The sequence below is a fragment of the Pseudoalteromonas fuliginea genome, assembly GCF_000690055.1.
GTDB classification, from domain to species: domain Bacteria; phylum Pseudomonadota; class Gammaproteobacteria; order Enterobacterales; family Alteromonadaceae; genus Pseudoalteromonas; species Pseudoalteromonas fuliginea.
The window spans coordinates 14683-33225 of record NZ_JJNZ01000053.1 but is presented as its reverse complement, the minus strand read 5'-3'; the positions used below and the strand labels follow the sequence as shown (position 1 = coordinate 33225).

The window sequence follows — 18543 nt, the reverse complement described above, 5'->3', positions numbered from 1 at the left end:
CCGGCTGTGTTACCGCTGTGCCCCTCGTTGCTGCAGGCCCAGACTTCTGTTTTGACGCGGTGGTAACTTGTTGTTCATTAATATAGTTGCTAGCAGCTACCGCGTTACTGATTGCTAAAGCGATTGCAAGCGGCATGAGCACCTTTTTATTTAGTTTTTTCATGTTATTTTCCTTAATTTTTATAGATTTCGACAAGGTAGTCTTCAATTTCTCCGCTCCCCGAGGTTGCGGCACTGCTATAGTCAGAGCAAGGATTAATACTATTTACTCTGCTAAATCCGTAATACTGCAAAATTCTCATACGAGTCGTCGTGATAGGCTGTGACAACTTATTGCTTAAAATGCTAAATTCCCCTTCAACATAACCTTTACCGTAGTCTTGGTTAGTCTGGTCGAAGTCCATTATTAAAAGCTCTGATTTGTCGTTTCTCCAGTCACCATTACCAAATTGGCCATCACTATTTAAATCAATCCAGACATGGTAATTCTCAGCGAATGTTTCACTGCCTGCATAACCGGCTTCAATACGATAGGTATTACTCTGTGTGGCATATAGTTTGATTGGATTATTCGGGTTAACGACGCCAGATTGCTGCGCATTGCTAAACGGACCATCTTGATTGAAAGTCACTTTACTAATGTGTTCATAGTCTGTGAGATCCACCGCCGTGCAATATTCAACAGATTGTGCTGATTTAAGCTCTAGCAGCATATTTTTGGTGCCAGTAGCTCGGCTTCCCCAATCATCCCACAAAGGTTTGTCGTAACTAATAGTTAAGCTAGCGGTATAGGTTCCAGCGACTTGATATGTATGCTCTGTGTCTTGGCCAAAATTACTGTTTTGTGTAAGTGTTGTGCCGTCTCCAAAATCCCAAACTAGAGTAACATCGGGATCCCAAGCTGCATTTTCAGGTTTTGTGGTAGTGTTATTAAAGCTTACCTTAAACGTACCATCTGCTTGTTCGTTTACCGTATAGCTCACTTCAGGAGTAAAATTGCTCTCGCCAATTTTTACCGTTTCACTGGCCGATTGCGTACCATCGACATGTTCAATTGTGAGTGTAATAGTGTACTCACCATCGGCTTGGTAGGTGTGCTGAGTATCTCTAACCGAAGAGTTATCGCCATCACCAAATTGCCACTGTATCGTACTGTTTTGGGGTATAATACTTTGATCTGTATTTACAGAAATAGTGTTACCAGATCTTTGTGGTGTAAATTTTGCTGTGATTGTCGTATCAAACTGAACTTGTTTGTTCCAACTTCCTATCTCTTTGCTGAATCTATCATACGCTTTTAGTTCTACCTCATAGTTTCCAGACTGCGCATATCTGTAAACAGGAGATTTTTCGCTACTAGTGGTGCCGTCGCCAAATTTCCACTGCCAACGCTTAACACGCGCATCTACCGTGCTGTTATCAAAACTCATTTGATTAACGCCTTGATTAGCGGTAACTCTCAAATCAGCAGGGTCATTGTTTTCGATTAGTTTAACGGTGTAATCTTCAACTTCACCCCAAGACATATCCCCACACGCTGATTTTACTAAACCAAATGACACCATAGTACGAATGCGGTAAGTTTGGTTTAACTCGCCACTCAATGATATCTCGCCAGTCAATTGCGTCTTAGTGCTTCCATAGAGCACGAGCTCTTCAGTCTTGTGGAATAAACCATCATTGTCTTTGTCTAACCAGACATAAAAGTTCTTTGTTTTGTCTTGAGTATCTGGATGTGGTGCTGCGGTTAGCGTTACATTGAGTGCTTTACCGTCCTCCACGTCGACGATATTATATGAGTAGTCACTGTAATTGCTTGAAGTAGAGTCATTTTTGTAGTTATTTAACGAAACTGACGATAAGTAATACTTACTATGATTAATGCCTTGCGCTAGACAATAGTCGTCAAAAACGTCAATAGGCAACATGAAAGTATCTGATTGACCAGAAGGGTCGATAGCCGTAAGTTCAATGTTGTATTCGCCTGCAATAGCAAAGTTATGTTTAGGCTCAAAGACGCTACTTTGCAAACTGCCATCACCAAAATTCCACTGCCATTGCCAGCCCTCGCTGTTGGCAGCCGTAACTTGCTGACCATCTTTACGGGTCAAATTTTTAAAATCAAAGACCAAAAATTGGCGGTCATAACCAAGTTCGCTTTCGAGCCCATGGTCAACTTTCAGGCCAATACCTACTTGCGCAAACGCCTTACGTACATGGTTTTGTAATTCAATGATTTGCCATTGGCTACCATCTTGCTTTTTAATCCCATCTTGAGTCAACTGATCACGTACCGTGTGGGTTTGTCGCATTACACAATCTGCGCCAGTAAGATAATTACTATTGCTGGTCCAGCAGTTTTTATTTGCGTTAGCAAACAGGATAAAGGAATATTTTGTATTCCAAGGTGAGGATTCATTATCTAAATCAGTTGTAGTGAGGTAGTAAAAAGCTTTGTTAAATACCCCTGCGCCATGATGAGAAGTTACTGAGTCATCATAGTCATCAACATGATCAATTGAATTTCCATCGAGTGTAGGTGTTTTGAAATAACGCAGTGCATCATCGAGGCGAAATGTTTCGTGATTGCTTTTCCAATCATTGGTTCCCAAGTAAAAATATTTAGCTGCTTCACCCGCCATATCAGAAAACGCTTCATTAATAGCACGAGCCTGTCCTGTCAGCATTGACTTTGGCGTATTTGAGCCAAATTCCTCAGTAAAACCATGAGCGATTTCATGCGCAACTACATCTAAGGAAACCATAGGATAGAAGAGGTAGTCACCATCACCAAAATATACCTCGCCGTTTTCGTAAAATGCCTGATCCATATTAAGACCATAATGGACATTTTGAGTTATCTTTTTATTAAAGTAAGGCTTATGCCCAAGGTAAGCTTCAAACATTAAATTCGCTGTTTGTCCATGATGATGGGCATCATTCAAGGCAGAGCGAGCACCGTGATATTCTTTATAATTGTTACGAGTTGAATCTGAGCAGTTGTAGCTATAAGGGTTATTAACTTGCGCTGTGCCGTGATTATAGTTTCTAGTCTCAACGTTTTTTGCATCGAATAAACAGGTGGTTTGCTGATTGTCAGTTTCCATTGCAACAACAAAAGTCTTTGGTGGATAAGAAACATAATCTACTTGCTTATAATCTGGACGTGAAACCTTGTCATTGCCTGATGGGCCGCTTCCTCCCTCATAAACGATCCGCTGTAATACATCGGATTGGCTGATGAGTTCGTTTGTCGTTAAGTCTATAAAAGAGATGATTCTTTGTGGTTTAAAGGGCCCTGACTCGAAATCGGTGAAAAAGGCAATTTTAGCAGCGTGCCGTGCTTTTCCTTGAGTATCTATATAAATGACTTCCTCTGCTGATTTACGTCTATACACTCTGGGGCGTTCATTATTAAACTGAGAAATTATTGAATCTAGAGCTACGCTTAGCTGTTCTTCTGACGCGGGAGTTAGAGTTGATATATCTTTAGCAACATTAACAATGAGATCGCCATAAACTTGTTCAACTACACCACTCTCGTCAGTCAGTACAACAAGGTCTTGATTCCAAATAGGAATATTTTGGTACTTTTGGGTAATTGTATGGCTTTGCTTGGTTTGACTAATTTGGCTTTGGTGAAATGTAAGCGTGTGACCTGAGTATTGCGCTGCAAATACTTTTAGCGCGAGTAGATAGTTTTGATCTGAAGCATTACTAAATATGGATTGTTTTTTTTGTAAAGAAGGCGCTATTTTTTGCGTGTCGTTGAATAAAGATACACGTTCTGTTGCATGGCAATGCGTACTTATCGCTAATGCTAAAACGCAAAGAGACTTTAATCCTTTCATATTAACTCCATAAGTATTTGAAGATACCTTTCCACTTGAACGCAATGACTCAATAATTAAAACAGTCGAGCGAATAAGTGCTGTTAAGAATAAAACCCTAGCCCAGTAACCAATTTAAAACAAGTGAATAACATAAAATAAATAAAAACTTAACACAAAGTTCACAAATAAAATTAGAGATTAATTTCACTTTTTTTGTTCTGTTTATTTAACCTGTTATTATTGTTGAATAAATCTAAATTTTTTTGAGAACTAATAAAGATGTGAAAAGGTCTGTACGATGCGAAGCACAGTCATCATTTTGTAATTTACAGTGAATTTGAAAACGGAAGCGTTAGCTAGCCATTTTTGTATTGGGATCATTGACGCAATATTGAGGAAGTAAAATGAGTAATAAACGTCGTTCTAGATTGGATGATTGTAAAATAATTACTCTGGTAAAAAGACTAGAGCCATTTAATCTTTCAGGATTAAGGTTTACTTAACCCAGACGAAACCCTTCAGGCGGCATATATTTGGCATTTATACTATTTTATCGCCTATTTATGGGGAATAACCACATGCAGCTTTACCTAAAAACCAACATACGGGTTATCTTTGTAATACATAACAACCCATATAAGTAAGTACAGCAAAGGCATACCTTCGTAGCTATTTCTCTATATTGCTTAATTCGATCAAATGCATTGCCAACCAAGTGCCTATATTTTTACGTACACCAGTCAATCTTTTCATTACCGACCAAGCTGTTACACTTACGTGGAATAAAAGGTGTAGCGCTGTTATTACAAACGAACGCTCTCAGTTTTTCACTATCGTAGCCTTTATACCAACCTGCATAAATCTTTGATCAATTTAACGAATTAAATTGCACTATAACGTCGTTAAAAATTTTTTATTTAGAACAACTAGATACAAAAATTTTTGCCTAGTTCTAGCGTAATTTTCTTAACGTTAAATAGACCCCATATATAAGCAGATTGGTATTGCACTGTTTACTGGGAAGTTAGCTTCGAGTGACTCTGCATGGAAGGTATCTGCATATTTACACAGGATAATTCATAGTAAACAGGTAACTCTCTGCTATCTACTGCAAGGTGAATTTTTTGTAGACCCACCTCGACTTTTCCGATTGATTCATTCTCTGCGATTCTTACACCGCAATTATACTGCTGAGCCATAACAATACTGCCATAAATAAAGACCTAATCCATACCAGTATCGCGAGATAACATGCGAAACAATTCGTTCAAAATATCTTTTTTAGACCATAAGCTAAACCGACTCCATATGGCACTCCATGCACTAAAATAAGAAGTCAGATCTCGCCATTGAATACCTGTGCACATATTATATAATTTGCTTTCAAGCGTTTTTCTATGATCAAGCTGATTATAAATTCGACCGCTTAAGCACATTACTTTTGATAAGATATTCCATGACGCCCATAAACATTAATCTTGGTATGAGGATTCGGTGTATCGTTTTTTAGCGAGTTCAATTATGCCTTTCCTTCATGCTATTTATTTTTCATACCGCAAAAATCAACATACCCTAATATAAATAATTGTTTGGCGCTGTTTATTACCTATTATTAAGTATAAACTATTTACAACAGGTTTTAGGAAACGCTTAAAATATGAAAAAAATAGTATACGCAGGTCTTTTTACATTCTTGGTAAGCGTAATAAGCTTTACGGCACGTGCGGAATCAACCGTCGGTTATTTTGGCTTTGAGCCAGATATAATCACTAATTATATAGGTGCATCAAGTAAAAAAATGGGCTATGTGCGTGTCACTGTCGATTTAATGCTTAATGATACTTCAGATATTGCCGTAGTCGAACACCACACACCATTACTGCGTGACGCTTTAGTAGAGATTTTATCTAAAGAGCCAGAAGAAAAAGTAAAATCCCTCACTGGTCGTGAAGAAATACGCGCAAAGTGTGTAGAAAAACTAAAAAGCCTTTTAAAAGAAGAAACAGGACAAGAGATCATCCGTGAAGTCTTGTTCACTAAATATTTATATCATTAGTGTTTAACGTTTTGCGTTAAATATTTTGGCGGTGTAGGCAAAAGCCATACCGCTAACTAACCCACCTAAATGCGCCCAATTAGCCATACCTACAAACAAAACATCTGCAAAGCCAAGTACTAACCAAATCAACATAAAACCAACAATTGCCGTACTGACTAGCGCTGGCTTATTAGGATTTAAAAAACTATGGATCCAGCAAAAACCGAGCAATCCATACACCACGCCGCTTAGCCCACCAAAATTCGGGCCAACCATTAAGTACTGTGCCCAATTACTTATAAGTGCAGTCACTAAAAACAAACCTATTAGGCTTAGTTTTCCGCATTGCTTTTCGATATTGTCACCAAGCGACATCCACCAAATTAAGTTAAACACTATATGCATCGCGCTAAAGTGAACGAGCGCGGGGGTTAGCCAACTAAGTGGTTGTGATGGGTTAAATTGCAGAGCGGTATAAATTTCATTAAATCCACCTAATAAAAAAGCAACATAAATAACAAGACTCAATATGCTAACCGTTTGATTAAGCCAGCTTAGCGCTTTAAATCGCGCCATTAGATTAAGTGATTGCCCTTGATATTTAAGCGGCGATTGTGTGCTACCTACATCCCATGAAGCTTGTTGATAGCGTTCATGGTTAGGGTTTTGCGTAAATTCAGCCCATAAAGGTTGTATTTGATGAAAATGCTCAGGCGCAACACTAATAATGACATTGCTACCATCTGAGGAGCTTAATTGTCCTTGTAAACCTTGGCTTTTTAAATAATCTATAAAGCCCTGTGCGGCGCGCGGGTTATTTAAACTGCCAAGCTCTATCATCGCTCTACTTTCTCGCTGTAAGCAGCTTCCCAAGCTGTAAAGCCGCCATCCATACTGTAAACGTCTTCAAAACCTTGCTCAACTAAGTAGCTAGCTGCGCCTTGTGAGCTCATACCGTGGTAGCAGACAATAATAATTGGCTGATCGAATTCTTTTTCCATCATAAATTGTGCGATATTACCGTTAGAAAGTGCTTCTGAGCCTGGAATGCGACCGGCTTGATACGAATTAGGATCGCGAATATCTGCAATTACCACGTCTTCTTTATCTAAAAGCTCTAACGTTTGCGCTATAGAAATATGTTTAAATGCCATTGAAGTCTCTTTAATTAATAGTATAAAAAAGGCGGCTAGGGCCTGTTTATCTTTCGAGGTTAAATTTGCAGCAGTATGTTTGGTATTTAGGCAAGGCTGAGCCTATGTAGTGTGGTTATTCCCCATAAATAGGCGATAACGTAGCACAAATGCCAAACATACGCTGCCCGAAGGGTTCTGCCTAGGGGCAATTTACTCTTTGTTGCTCGGTTTTTACTTAGCCCACTAGGTCACAAACCTCGCGCCGCGATTAAATAGCCCCTAAATTGAACAAATTTTAATCCTGAAAGGTCAACAGGCCCTAGAGCCGCCCTTCTTGTAATTTAGTGAGGAACTAATCCCAGTTTAAAATTACTTTACCTGACTGACCTGAAATCATCATATCAAAGCCAGCTTGGAAGTCATCCACAGAATACTGATGTGTAATGATTGGGTTCAAATCAAGACCAGATTGAATCAAGCTTGCCATTTTGTACCACGTTTCGAACATTTCGCGACCGTAAATACCTTTAATCACTAAACCTTTAAAAATAACTTGGTTCCAATCAACTGCCATATCAGATGGTGGAATACCTAGCATGGCAATTTTACCGCCGTGGTTCATGTTATTAAGCATTGAATTAAAAGCGCTTGGCACACCTGACATTTCAAGACCAATATCAAAGCCCTCTGTCATACCTAGCTCTTTCATTACATCTTCAAGCTTTTCATTGGCAACGTTTACAGCGCGTGAAGCCCCCATTTTACGTGCTAAATCTAGGCGGTATTCGTTTACGTCGGTAATTACAACGTGGCGAGCACCAACATGTTTTGCAACAGCTGCTGCCATAATACCAATTGGGCCTGCACCAGTAATAAGTACATCTTCGCCAACTAAGTCGAACGATAATGCGGTATGAACTGCGTTACCAAATGGGTCGAAAATAGAAGCGAGTTCGTCAGAAATATTATCTGGAATTTTAAATGCATTAAACGCAGGAATAACTAAATACTCTGCAAATGCACCTTCACGATTTACACCTACGCCTGTTGTATTACGGCATAAATGTACACGCCCAGCACGACAATTTCGACAATGCCCACACGTAATATGCCCTTCGCCAGATACGCGGTCGCCAACCTGAAAGCCACGAACTTCTTGACCCATATCAACAACTTCACCAACATATTCATGGCCAACAACCATAGGCGTTGGAATGGTTTTACTTGCCCATTCGTCCCACTTGTAAATATGTACATCGGTACCACAAATAGCTGTTTTGCGAATTTTAATCAGTAAGTCGTTATGACCTACTTCTGGCTTTGGTGCATCTGTCATCCAAATGCCCGGTTCTGCTTTTAATTTAGATAATGCTTTCATAATCCACACTCAACTAAAAAACCGAAGCGAGGCTTCGGTTTAAAATAAAATTAAATAACGCCCATTTCTTTACCAATACGGGTAAATGCATCGATAGCTGTATCGAGTTGCTCAATACTATGTGCCGCTGAAATTTGTGTACGAATACGCGCTTGCCCTTTTGGTACTACAGGGAATGAAAAACCGGTTACGTAAATGCCTTCAGCAAGTAATTTATCAGCCATTAACGAGGCTACTTTAGCATCTCCTAGCATTACAGGGATAATTGCATGATCTTTACCTGCACACGTAAAACCAGCAGCTTCCATTTGCTCACGGAAATATTTAGCATTTGACCAAAGTTTAGCGCGAAGCTCGCCGCCATTTTCAAGCATTTCAAGTACTTTAATTGATGCAGTAACAATTGAAGGCGCTAATGAGTTTGAGAACAAGTATGGGCGTGAACGCTGACGTAACCATTCAACAATTTCTTTTTTACCTGCTGTATAACCACCTGAAGCACCGCCCAGCGCCTTACCTAATGTACCGGTGATAATATCTACACGGTCTAATACATTACAGTACTCAGGTGTACCCTTACCGTTTTCGCCAACAAAGCCAACTGCGTGAGAGTCATCAACCATCACAAGCGCATCATATTTATCGGCTAAGTCGCACACAGCTTCTAAATTACAAATAACGCCGTCCATAGAAAACACGCCATCGGTAGCAATTAGTTTAGTTTTAGCACCGGCTTCGTCTGCTGCAATAAGTTGCTTCTCAAGATCAGCCATGTCGTTATTTGCATAACGAAAACGTTTAGCTTTACATAAACGTACACCATCAATAATTGATGCATGATTTAATGAATCAGAAATAATAGCGTCTTCTGCGCCTAAAATAGTTTCAAACAAACCTGTGTTTGCATCAAAACATGAAGAATATAAAATAGTATCCTCTGTTTCTAAAAACGCACTGATTTTTTGCTCTAGTGTTTTATGGATATCTTGAGTGCCACAAATAAAACGTACTGAAGCCACACCAAAACCATGATTATTTAAACCATTTTGCGCCGCTTCAATTAACTCTGGACTATTAGCTAAACCTAAATAGTTATTAGCACAAAAGTTGATTACTTTACCTGATGCAACTTCAATTTGAGCTTGCTGCTGGGACTTAATAATACGTTCGTTTTTATACAAACCTTCGGTTTTTACGTCTTCAATTTGCTGTTGTAACTGGCTAAAAAAAGCAGATGCTCTCATCTAGGTTCTCCATCTATTTGAACGGGTAAACAACCGCACTTTCGCGGCTGTTTATTATGCAGGGTATTGTAAAAGTTTAATGGGTAAAATGCACGGTTTGCAGTTCGTCGCAAACGCCCTAAGTTGGAAGGAATTCCTGCCAGTTTACAGGCTGTTTATTTATGTGTTTAAAAGTGCAGGTAAACTACTTATAGAATCGATAATTAAATCAGCTTCTTGCTTAGCGCTTTCGTCAAAGCTTTGCCCTGAACGCACTAAAACACGGGTAGTGATGCCCGCTTTTTTCGCAGCCTGCATATCACTGAGTTTATCGCCCACCATAATACTGCAAGCAGGGTCGATGTTATGCTCTTGTATGCCTTGTAATAACATACCTGGCGCAGGCTTTCTGCAACTGCACTCTTTCAAATATTCAGGGTGCGCTTTTTTAGGGTGATGCGGGCAAAAATACACATCGGTAACTTCAATGCTGTGGGCACTAAACTGGTCTTTCATCCAGTCGGTCAGTGCTAAAAAATCAGCTTCGGTATAATAACCTCGACCAATTCCAGATTGATTAGTGACGATTATGATTTTATAGCCTGCATCATAAAATGTTTTACAAGTGCTAAAAACATCGTCAATAAATTCAAATTTATCGCTTTGATACACATAACCATGATCAACATTTACCACGCCATCTCGGTCTAAAAAAAGCGCTTTATTTTTTTGTTGTGCATTCATTACAAAGACTCTTTTTGTACAACATGGTCAAACATCGCTTTTACATCATCAACTGTAATTTGGCTCATTAAATCATCGCCTTTTACGCGTGTACCCCACGAGACTTGCTCAGCCGTTTTACCTGTTTGCTTAAACAAATTTTGATGATAAACCTCTACCACGTAGTCTTGATATAAATAAGGAGCTGTGCGTGCTGGATTTGAATGTGCATATAAACCAATAACCGGCGTACCAACTGTTACTGCCATATGCGCAGGACCCGTATCGGGCGCGAGCACTAAGCTGCCACGCTTTAACACGCACAACAACTCTTTGAGTTTTGTTTTACCGACTAAATTTAAAATAGGCGTGTTGCTGTGCTCAATAATGCTATTTGCTAAGTTAATCTCAAGCTCTGTTGGGCCACCCGTCAATACCACCTTAAAGCCTTGCTCGCTTGCATAATCAGCCAATGTGGCATAACGATCAGCGAGCCAATTACGCTGCGCTTTACTAGCTGCGGGCGATATTACTAATAGTTTATTAGTTAGGTATTCTGATGTTAATAACTCATCTGCAACCGCTTGGTCTTGCTCGGTATATGGCATGTCCCAACTCGGTTTATAATCAGCTACACCAATGGCTTTTGCAAAACCTTTAAAGCCTTCAAGCACATGCGCCTGGGCTTGTGGGTCTATTCGTTTATTAATAAATAAGCTGTGCAATTCTTTTGAACGTGCCCAATCGAACCCTATTTTTACTTTTGCAGGAATACTGCGCGCTACAAACCCAGCCCTTAATGCAACTTGCATGTTAAGTAACACATCAAATTTTTGGTTTTTGAAGCGTTGCTTTAAGCTTTTCAGCGCTGCTTTGCCTTGCTTTTTATCAAATACCACCAGCTCAACACCCGGTAAGTCGGCAAGTAGCATGGCTTCTACTTTGCCAATAACCCACGTAATTTTTGCATTAGGGTGTGCTTTTTGAATAGCTTGTACAGCACTCACACCATGACATACGTCACCAATGGCTGAGAGTCTTAATATACAAATAGATGAATAATTAGGAGCTTGAGTCACACATTCCCTTAGGTATTAAATACAAAAGCCGATCTTAAATTATAATCACGCTATTGCAAGCACTTATCCTGCGCTTTAAAACGCGCTAATATAGACACATTATTTAGCAATTACACAGAGCTATGTTTAAACAACACGTGCAAGGCAACCACACTGTATTAAGCCACCCTAAATACTCAAGCCAAATTACCCTCGATTGGTTTGATGCAAATTATTGGCAACAACGAAATAAAATTGTGGGCGCTAAAAAAGGCCGAGCAACTGCGTGGTTTTTTAAACAAGACGAATTAACAGCCGTACTTAGGCATTATTGGCGCGGTGGCTTAGTGGGTAAATTGCTAAGCGATCAATATTTATATCCAGGGCTTGAACAAACCCGTGTGTATAAAGAGTTTAGCTTAATGAGTAAACTTATAGAGCTTGGTTTAAACGTACCAACCCCTATTGCAGCTAAAGTAACCCGCAGCGGATTAATTTATCGTGGGGATATTATTACCGAGGCTGTTAAAGGCGCTAAAAGTGTACTCGATGTATTAATTGAACGCCCATTGACCGAAGATGAGTTAGAGGGCATAGCTAAAACAATCGCGCTATTTCATTCAAAAGGTGTGTATCACGCCGATTTAAACATTAATAACATTTTGTTTGATGATACTGGTGATGTGTATATTATCGACTTTGATAGAGGTGAAATAAAAACACCTAATGTGCAGTGGCAACAAAGTAATATGGCACGTCTTGAGCGCTCATTTTTAAAAGAACAAGGTCGAAACGAGTCATTTAATTGGCAAGCGACTAACTGGCAAACTCTGCATAGCAACTACCTCAAAGCACTCGCTAATATAAGTTAACCTAATATAAGTTAACTTAGTTAGCCAATGCTAAATACTGCAGAGCAACCTGCTCTGCCTGTACTTGTTTTAGAATATCTGCGTTTTCTACATTTAGCTTATCTGCTAGCACCTGCTTAACGGCATTGGCTAATGCCTCACTTTGCTGAACGGGTACTAAATATTTACTTAGCTCGCCTGTTAATATCTCGCTTGGTCCAAATGTACAATTAGTGCTGACTACCGGAGTACCCACCGCTAAAGCCTCAATTAATACCGTTGGAAGTCCTTCAAAATCAGAACTCAACACTAAAGCTTTGGCATGCTTAATCCAGTTGTACGGGTTTTGTTGAAATCCAGGCACTACTAACTGTTTTTCTATGCCGTATTCCTGTGCAAGCTTTAGCGCTTTAGCCGGTTTATTACATAAAAGTACTAACTTGTATTTTTTATCAAGCTTTGCAAATGCTGCAAATAATATATCGTGGCGTTTTTGTTTGGCGAGTCTTCCTACATGAATTAAGTAGGGCTCATTTGGGATATTGTTATTTTGCTCATTTGCTTGCTGTCTTATTTTTTCAAAATCGAACGGGTTGTAAATAGTCGCAATTGCACTTGGGTTAATTAAATCCCCTTGTATTATTTCTTTTTCAACACCCTTTGATACGCAAATAAGTGATTTACCATTTAAATTTTGCTTACTTTTTTTAAGATATAAATATGAAAATGGACCTAACTTTTTTTGACGTGCAAGTTCTGCATTAACTGAGTTGTGAATAACAAAATGAACATTTTTGATATTACTACGCGCGAGCAAGTTATTACTTCTATCAAGATTAGAAAGCACTAAATCAATATTGCCCAGCTCGCTTTGTTTTTTTTCAAACCACGCTTCTAATCGCAAAATACTATTTTTTCGCTGCCAGAATCTATCTACTTTAGATGCTCTATCAGTAAATAAACTATCAACTTTAACTATATCAGGAATGTCATACTCAGCGTTGCTCGCAAGAGATAATATAGTGACATTGTGCTGTAGTTTCGCCATTTTTTCAGCCAAAGTAAGCATTACTTTTTCAGCACCACCACCTACTAGTGAATCAATTACAATCACTATATTCATTAGCGATCCCCTATAAGCATATTTTTTATGCCATTAGTGATCACATCGAAGCTATGTGTATTATCAAGTTGGCTATATTTAGCAACGAATTCATTATAGAAAGGCTCGCTAATAACCTGAGCTATTTTCGTAGTGATTTCATCAATATCAAGATTTGCTTTTATGACAACACCTGCATTAACACAATGATCCAAACGTGTATTTTGATCTTTTGAGATAGCACATGCCACAACAGGGGTTTGAACTGCAATTGCTTGCAGTAAAGTATCTCCACCGCTAAGTAATGCGATTTTAGCTTGGCTCATTAATGCCAAAAAATCAGTACTCTGCAAACTTGCTAAACAAGTAACCTCATCACTTTCAGGAATGGCTTTCTTATAATTGGGACCAAACACAACAACTGCTTTTAAACCAGTGTGCTTAGTAATTTTAAGCGCGGCTTTAAAGTAAACATCAGCGCAATTAAGGTTATTTAATACATGTCCGCCTGAGCCAGCATTTACAATAAAATAGCCTTCCGATACTAAGTTATAGCGATTTAAAACATCACGTTTTTGCTCACAAGAAGCAAATGGAACAAAAGGGCCTACATTACGAGGGTGTGCCAAGGGAAACATGTCTAACTTCGCACTTTCAGCCCACGTAAGTGGCTCAATACAATAATCAGGCTGTACAACCCAATGTGTATCAATTAAATTAATCCTGTTTAGCTTCAATCCCTTAGCGCGTTTTTTTGCATGCTGAGAAATAAATACAACTTTAGCGCCTACTTTTTTAGCCGCTTTCATATGCCCTGCACGTCCTGCACAATCAAAAACAACGACGTCAGGTTTAAATTGCTCTATAAAGTCGCAAACAGAATCAAGCTCTTTAGTCGCTGAGTGTTCAAGCAATGTGGCTTCAAAAGGACACTTTTTTGCGTAGCTTGTATGCTTGTTTAGTATGAAGTGAATATCGAGAGAATCAGTAAGTTCTGCCTTTAAACTTTGAGCCAACAACAACGAGCGCATATATTCACCAATGCCTTCTGGTGATGATACGGGAATAAATAAAAGTCGTTTGTTGCTCATTACATTCTCAATTTCCTATTTGAACTCCAGTATACCAATCAGATACTTATTACGATAGCTAGGTTACATTTTTATATATTAAATTAGCCCTATAAATTTGATTATTTACTGCAATAACAAGCTTAGGTTGATAAACTTAGCCGCAATCTAAATCACAAGGATCTGAACTTTGCGAAACAGAATTTTTCTCCTTTCTACTCTTTTTTGCGCTATGAGCGCGTCAGTTAATGCTGAGCCATGGGTAAAACCCGATGATTACGGTCTTAGAGCTGATATTCAACAATTAGCTGATGCCGGTGTTATTTTAGCTCCTGTAACTACCTATCCGCTTATGTGGAAAAGTTTTATAAGTGATGTGCAAAGCATGCCGCTTGAGCAATTATCTCCAAGCTTGCAAGATGCTTTACTTCGCGTTAAGCATCGATATAAATCAGAAAATAGCAGCTCGCATAGTCTTCAATTATCAGCTTTTGCAGCCACAGATCCGATCATAGCAACAAGCTTTGGTGCAACAAATACACAAGAAACAGAGCTTTCAGCAGCTTACGCTTATTTAGGCGATAACTTTGCAGCTAAAGTAGCTATAAATTACAGAAAAGACGGTAAAAAATGTTTAGTTGATGGAAAAACGACTGACGATATAGTTACCGATGAGCAAGCTTTAACCGATTGTAACGATACCTCACTTGACGATAGTTACTTAGCTTACCGTTTGGGTAACTGGATTTTTAGAGCCGGTGCTGTTGAGCAATTTTGGGGACCTGGTGTTGATAACAGCTTAATTATGTCTGGTAATGCGAAACCTTTACCTGCACTAAGTGTAACCAGAGAAAAAAGTACTGCTTTTGAAACACCATGGTTAAGCTGGATTGGTCAATGGGGCTTTACCGCACAAATGGCTAAACTTGAGTCTACACGTGTAATTCCTGATGCTTTACTTTGGAGCAGTAGATTAAATATACGCCCAATACAACAATTAGAAATTGCTGTTAGCTGGTCTGCGCAATGGGCAGGTGACGGACAACCGGGCTCTGCGGGTGATTTTATTGATGTCATAACTGGGCAAACAGCATGTATTGATGGCAATGTTAGTTGCGATAGCCAATTAGAGTCAAAAATAGGTAATCAATTAGCTGGCATAGATATTCGCTGGTCAGATACACTTTTCAACCAACCTTATGCTGTATATGCCAGTACGATTGGAGAAGATGCCAGTTCACAGTTTAAGCCAGCCGATAGAGCCTACTTATTTGGTGTACAAACAACACAACGAATATACGATCAAAACTTATTAATAAATGTAGAGTACATAGATACAGGTGTTTCATGTTCAGCTGAATCAATAGTTGAAAATTGCTACTATGAGCATTCAGATTATAAATCGGGTTACCGTTACCACGGTCGCACTATTGGCTCTACTTATGATAACGATGCACAGTCAGTTGTTTTAACCCTATTAGGTCAGTTATCTAATGGAGACGATTGGCAGGTAAAATTGCGCAGTGTTGATTACAATAGCGATAACCGAGATAGTTACCCAAATAATCCTGACTTAGGTAACACCATTACTAAAATAGGGTTTAACTCTAAGCAGCTAGAAATGCGTTACAGAATGCTTTCTATGGGCGGCCGCGTCACTTTAGGTGCTTTTGCATCTAACAACGACGGTGCTGAAAACGATACATCAGCATTTGCCAAGTACGAATATAACTTTTAATACGTTACTATTAATAAAGTAACGTATTAAATGTAAAAAAGGGATGAAAACAGTGTTTTCATCCCTTTTTTGTATTTGTTAAGTAAACTTAAATCAGTGATTATACCAATTGCATTAAATTATTGTTCTATTATAGCGATAAGAAAATAGCTCAATAACAAGGCTAAAATTATGATACATAGTTGTTCTATATAAATAATTTTTAACGTAGTTAGTGAGTTATTTAATACGCTAGAATGCTCATGTTTTTAATAAAATTGGTATTACTGTTTAATTTTACTAATTACTTTTGATGTTGAGCACCCATCTAAAAATTCAAGCACTTCAACTTTTCCGCCATGGCGAAGTACATGCTCAGCACCCGCTATTTGATCTACAGTGTAATCTCCACCTTTAACTAAAATATCCGGGCTTATCTGCTCAATTAATTTAGCGGGAGTATCGTTTTCATCTAAGCTACCAAACGGAATAACCCAATCAACTGATGAAAGTGCACTAAGTACCATTGCACGCTCATCTAGCGGGTTAATAGGGCGTTCTGCCCCTTTTAAACGCGTAATTGATTCATCATTATTTAATCCAACAACGAGTCTATCGCCTCGTGCTTTAGCTTGCGCTAAATAACGTACATGCCCAGCATGTAAAATATCAAAACAGCCATTAGTGAATACAATGGTTTCGCCGTTTTGTTTTGCAAATTCAATATGCTGAAGTACATCATCAAATGGTGTTTGGTAATGCTCACCCGTAGTATGTAAATACTGACCAAGCTTGCGGCTTAGCTCTTCTGGCGAGACAGTTGCAGCCCCAAACTTACTCACAACGATGCCTGCGGCTAAATTAGCAATTTCGACAGCATCTTTAGGTTCCATGCCCGCGCCAAGCATAACAGCGAGTGTAGCTATAACCGTATCACCGGCCCCGGTTACATCGCTTACTTCAAGCTCTTGCGCTGCAAAATCAAATTTTTCATCTGCACTAATAAGCGACATACCTTGCTCAGAACGCGTAAGTAACATAGCTTTAATGCCATTTTTGCTTATTAAATCACGCGCACTTGCTGCTAAAGCCTCTTCTGAATCGGTTTGACCACCCGCTAACTTAAACTCATGTAAATTAGGTGTAATGTAATCAGCACCTTCATATAAATGTAAATCTGGCGATTTAGGGTCGATTAAAACCGTTTTTCCGGCGCCCTTAGCAAGGCTTACCATTTCTTTAATTAAACTCAAAGATCCTTTGCTGTAATCAGAAAACACAATAAAGTCGTATTCATCAAGTACAAGCTCTAAGCGGTTTAATAAAAGCTGGCTGTGTTGCTCAGTAAACATTTCTTCTAAATCAAGACGAACCAGTTGTTGATGGCGGCTAATAACACGCATTTTTGAAATAGTCGGTAAATCACATACACTCACTAATTGTGAGCTTATTTTTTCACCTTTTAGGATGGTCTCTAAAATCTGCCCGCTTTCATCTTCACCAATTAAACCCAATAAGCCAACTTTTGCATCTAACCGCGCTATATTTTTTGCAACGTTAGCTGCGCCACCGGCTTTGTCTTCAAATTTACTTACTTTAACAACCGGTACTGGTGCTTCTGGCGAAATGCGACCTGTATCACCATACCAATAGCGGTCTAGCATTACATCGCCAACAACTAATATTCGTGCCGCTGATAAGTTTTTTAATAACGATAAATCCATTACTGCTGCTCCGCAACAACCATATCCATGGCTTCACATAACCAGTGACCTATAAACATGTGAGCTTCTTGAATACGTGCTGTTTCGTCATTTTTTATAATAATAGGTAACTTAGCAATATCTTTTACTTTACCGCCATCACGCCCAGTTAATGCCACTGTAAAAGCGCCTAGTTTATTTGCAGCCTCTAATGCTAAATTAATATTGTTACTAGTACCTGATGTAGTTAAACCAATAACTAAATCTTCTGGCTTACATAACGCTTGAACTTGGCGTTCAAACACCGTATCAAAGTGATAATCGTTGCTGTGCGCTGTTAAAATAGAGGTGTCGGTAGTCAATGCCATTGAAGCAAGCGGACCACGTTCTAATTTATAACGCACTACAAATTCTGCTGCTAAATGCTGTGCATCTGCTGCACTACCACCGTTACCAAACCAAACAATCTTGCCACCAGCTTGTAATGCACTATGGCATGCTTCTAACAATTGCATAGATTCTTGATGATAAGCCTCCATCGTTTCAAATAATGCCTGATGACGGTTTAATGTTTCAACGTAGCTAGTTGCCACTGAATCGATAATTGACATGAAAAATTCCTCTTGGAACTGAAATGGCAGGAAAAATTAAATTCATTATTCCATAATTTTATTTAATTGTGTGTATTTTATCGGGTTATAACTGAACCCA

The 18543-nt window shown here is 39.0% G+C and carries 15 protein-coding genes; 3 read left to right on the top strand and 12 right to left on the bottom strand.

Features of this window, described 5'->3' with window-relative positions; all coding sequences use genetic code 11:
* Positions 1-173 precede the first annotated feature (173 nt).
* Together DC53_RS06270 and DC53_RS22715 are read right to left on the bottom strand one after the other, a co-directional pair.
* Positions 174-3851 carry a PKD domain-containing protein gene (locus DC53_RS06270; protein WP_033030902.1) on the bottom strand — a complete coding sequence of 1226 codons (3678 nt, stop codon included), beginning with the start codon at positions 3849-3851 and terminating at the stop codon, positions 174-176.
* Between the two features lie 1205 nt (positions 3852-5056).
* The gene (locus tag DC53_RS22715; protein WP_420892175.1) at positions 5057-5284 is read right to left on the bottom strand and encodes a transposase; all 228 of its coding nucleotides are present in this window, start codon (positions 5282-5284) and stop codon (positions 5057-5059) included.
* 206 nt (positions 5285-5490) lie between these two features.
* On the opposite strand from DC53_RS22715, the gene DC53_RS06275 reads away from it, so the two are divergent.
* Positions 5491-5889 (top strand): flagellar basal body-associated protein FliL, encoded by a 399-nt coding sequence (locus DC53_RS06275; RefSeq protein WP_007378947.1) that lies wholly within the window; start codon positions 5491-5493, stop codon positions 5887-5889.
* A gap of 3 nt (positions 5890-5892) precedes the next feature.
* Here DC53_RS06275 and glpG read toward each other — a convergent pair whose 3' ends face one another.
* From glpG to DC53_RS06305, 6 genes are all read right to left on the bottom strand, one after another.
* Positions 5893-6711 carry a rhomboid family intramembrane serine protease GlpG gene (gene glpG, locus DC53_RS06280; RefSeq protein ID WP_033030900.1) on the bottom strand — a complete coding sequence of 273 codons (819 nt, stop codon included), beginning with the start codon at positions 6709-6711 and terminating at the stop codon, positions 5893-5895.
* Positions 6708-7025, bottom strand: a complete 318-nt coding sequence (gene glpE, locus DC53_RS06285; RefSeq protein ID WP_010554397.1) for a thiosulfate sulfurtransferase GlpE — start codon at positions 7023-7025, stop codon at positions 6708-6710. The genes glpG and glpE overlap by 4 nt, the downstream gene beginning before the upstream one ends.
* Before the next feature lie 334 nt (positions 7026-7359).
* Positions 7360-8385 (bottom strand): L-threonine 3-dehydrogenase, encoded by a 1026-nt coding sequence (gene tdh / locus DC53_RS06290; RefSeq protein ID WP_024595694.1) that lies wholly within the window; start codon positions 8383-8385, stop codon positions 7360-7362.
* A gap of 50 nt (positions 8386-8435) precedes the next feature.
* Complete coding sequence (locus DC53_RS06295; protein ID WP_033030898.1) at positions 8436-9629, bottom strand: glycine C-acetyltransferase; 1194 nt, start codon at positions 9627-9629, stop codon at positions 8436-8438.
* Between the two features lie 159 nt (positions 9630-9788).
* The gene (gmhB, locus tag DC53_RS06300) at positions 9789-10352 is read right to left on the bottom strand and encodes a D-glycero-beta-D-manno-heptose 1,7-bisphosphate 7-phosphatase (RefSeq protein ID WP_033030896.1); all 564 of its coding nucleotides are present in this window, start codon (positions 10350-10352) and stop codon (positions 9789-9791) included.
* Positions 10352-11410, bottom strand: a complete 1059-nt coding sequence (locus DC53_RS06305) for a glycosyltransferase family 9 protein (RefSeq protein ID WP_033030894.1) — start codon at positions 11408-11410, stop codon at positions 10352-10354. The genes gmhB and DC53_RS06305 overlap by 1 nt, the downstream gene beginning before the upstream one ends.
* Before the next feature lie 122 nt (positions 11411-11532).
* Between DC53_RS06305 and DC53_RS06310 the strand changes: the two genes are divergently transcribed.
* Positions 11533-12261, top strand: coding sequence for a 3-deoxy-D-manno-octulosonic acid kinase (locus DC53_RS06310; RefSeq protein WP_033030891.1), 729 nt, complete (start codon positions 11533-11535; stop codon positions 12259-12261).
* A gap of 16 nt (positions 12262-12277) precedes the next feature.
* On the opposite strand, the gene DC53_RS06315 is transcribed toward DC53_RS06310, so the two are convergent.
* Together DC53_RS06315 and DC53_RS06320 are read right to left on the bottom strand one after the other, a co-directional pair.
* Positions 12278-13363, bottom strand: a complete 1086-nt coding sequence (locus DC53_RS06315; RefSeq protein ID WP_033030889.1) for a glycosyltransferase — start codon at positions 13361-13363, stop codon at positions 12278-12280.
* A complete protein-coding gene (locus tag DC53_RS06320) occupies positions 13363-14433 on the bottom strand; it encodes a hypothetical protein (protein WP_033030887.1) in 1071 nt (356 codons plus the stop codon). The genes DC53_RS06315 and DC53_RS06320 overlap by 1 nt, the downstream gene beginning before the upstream one ends.
* A gap of 211 nt (positions 14434-14644) precedes the next feature.
* On the opposite strand from DC53_RS06320, the gene DC53_RS06325 reads away from it, so the two are divergent.
* Positions 14645-16150 (top strand): capsule assembly Wzi family protein, encoded by a 1506-nt coding sequence (locus tag DC53_RS06325; RefSeq protein ID WP_045984452.1) that lies wholly within the window; start codon positions 14645-14647, stop codon positions 16148-16150.
* 263 nt (positions 16151-16413) lie between these two features.
* Here DC53_RS06325 and hldE read toward each other — a convergent pair whose 3' ends face one another.
* The gene (gene hldE / locus DC53_RS06330) at positions 16414-17853 is read right to left on the bottom strand and encodes a bifunctional D-glycero-beta-D-manno-heptose-7-phosphate kinase/D-glycero-beta-D-manno-heptose 1-phosphate adenylyltransferase HldE (protein WP_033030882.1); all 1440 of its coding nucleotides are present in this window, start codon (positions 17851-17853) and stop codon (positions 16414-16416) included.
* Positions 17853-18443, bottom strand: a complete 591-nt coding sequence (locus tag DC53_RS06335) for an SIS domain-containing protein (protein WP_002961065.1) — start codon at positions 18441-18443, stop codon at positions 17853-17855. Before DC53_RS06335 ends, hldE begins: the two co-directional genes overlap by 1 nt.
* Between the last annotated feature and the right edge of the window lie 100 nt (positions 18444-18543).

Coding starts and splice junctions, on each gene's coding strand:
- DC53_RS06270 (WP_033030902.1), bottom strand. CDS start 3,851: ATGAAAGGATTAAAGTCTCTTTGCGTTTTAGCATTAGCGATAAGTACG.
- DC53_RS06275 (WP_007378947.1), top strand. CDS start 5,491: ATGAAAAAAATAGTATACGCAGGTCTTTTTACATTCTTGGTAAGCGTA.
- glpG (WP_033030900.1), bottom strand. CDS start 6,711: ATGATAGAGCTTGGCAGTTTAAATAACCCGCGCGCCGCACAGGGCTTT.
- glpE (WP_010554397.1), bottom strand. CDS start 7,025: ATGGCATTTAAACATATTTCTATAGCGCAAACGTTAGAGCTTTTAGAT.
- tdh (WP_024595694.1), bottom strand. CDS start 8,385: ATGAAAGCATTATCTAAATTAAAAGCAGAACCGGGCATTTGGATGACA.
- DC53_RS06295 (WP_033030898.1), bottom strand. CDS start 9,629: ATGAGAGCATCTGCTTTTTTTAGCCAGTTACAACAGCAAATTGAAGAC.
- gmhB (WP_033030896.1), bottom strand. CDS start 10,352: ATGAATGCACAACAAAAAAATAAAGCGCTTTTTTTAGACCGAGATGGC.
- DC53_RS06310 (WP_033030891.1), top strand. CDS start 11,533: ATGTTTAAACAACACGTGCAAGGCAACCACACTGTATTAAGCCACCCT.
- DC53_RS06315 (WP_033030889.1), bottom strand. CDS start 13,363: ATGAATATAGTGATTGTAATTGATTCACTAGTAGGTGGTGGTGCTGAA.
- DC53_RS06320 (WP_033030887.1), bottom strand. CDS start 14,433: ATGAGCAACAAACGACTTTTATTTATTCCCGTATCATCACCAGAAGGC.
- DC53_RS06325 (WP_045984452.1), top strand. CDS start 14,645: ATGAGCGCGTCAGTTAATGCTGAGCCATGGGTAAAACCCGATGATTAC.
- hldE (WP_033030882.1), bottom strand. CDS start 17,853: ATGGATTTATCGTTATTAAAAAACTTATCAGCGGCACGAATATTAGTT.
- DC53_RS06335 (WP_002961065.1), bottom strand. CDS start 18,443: ATGTCAATTATCGATTCAGTGGCAACTAGCTACGTTGAAACATTAAAC.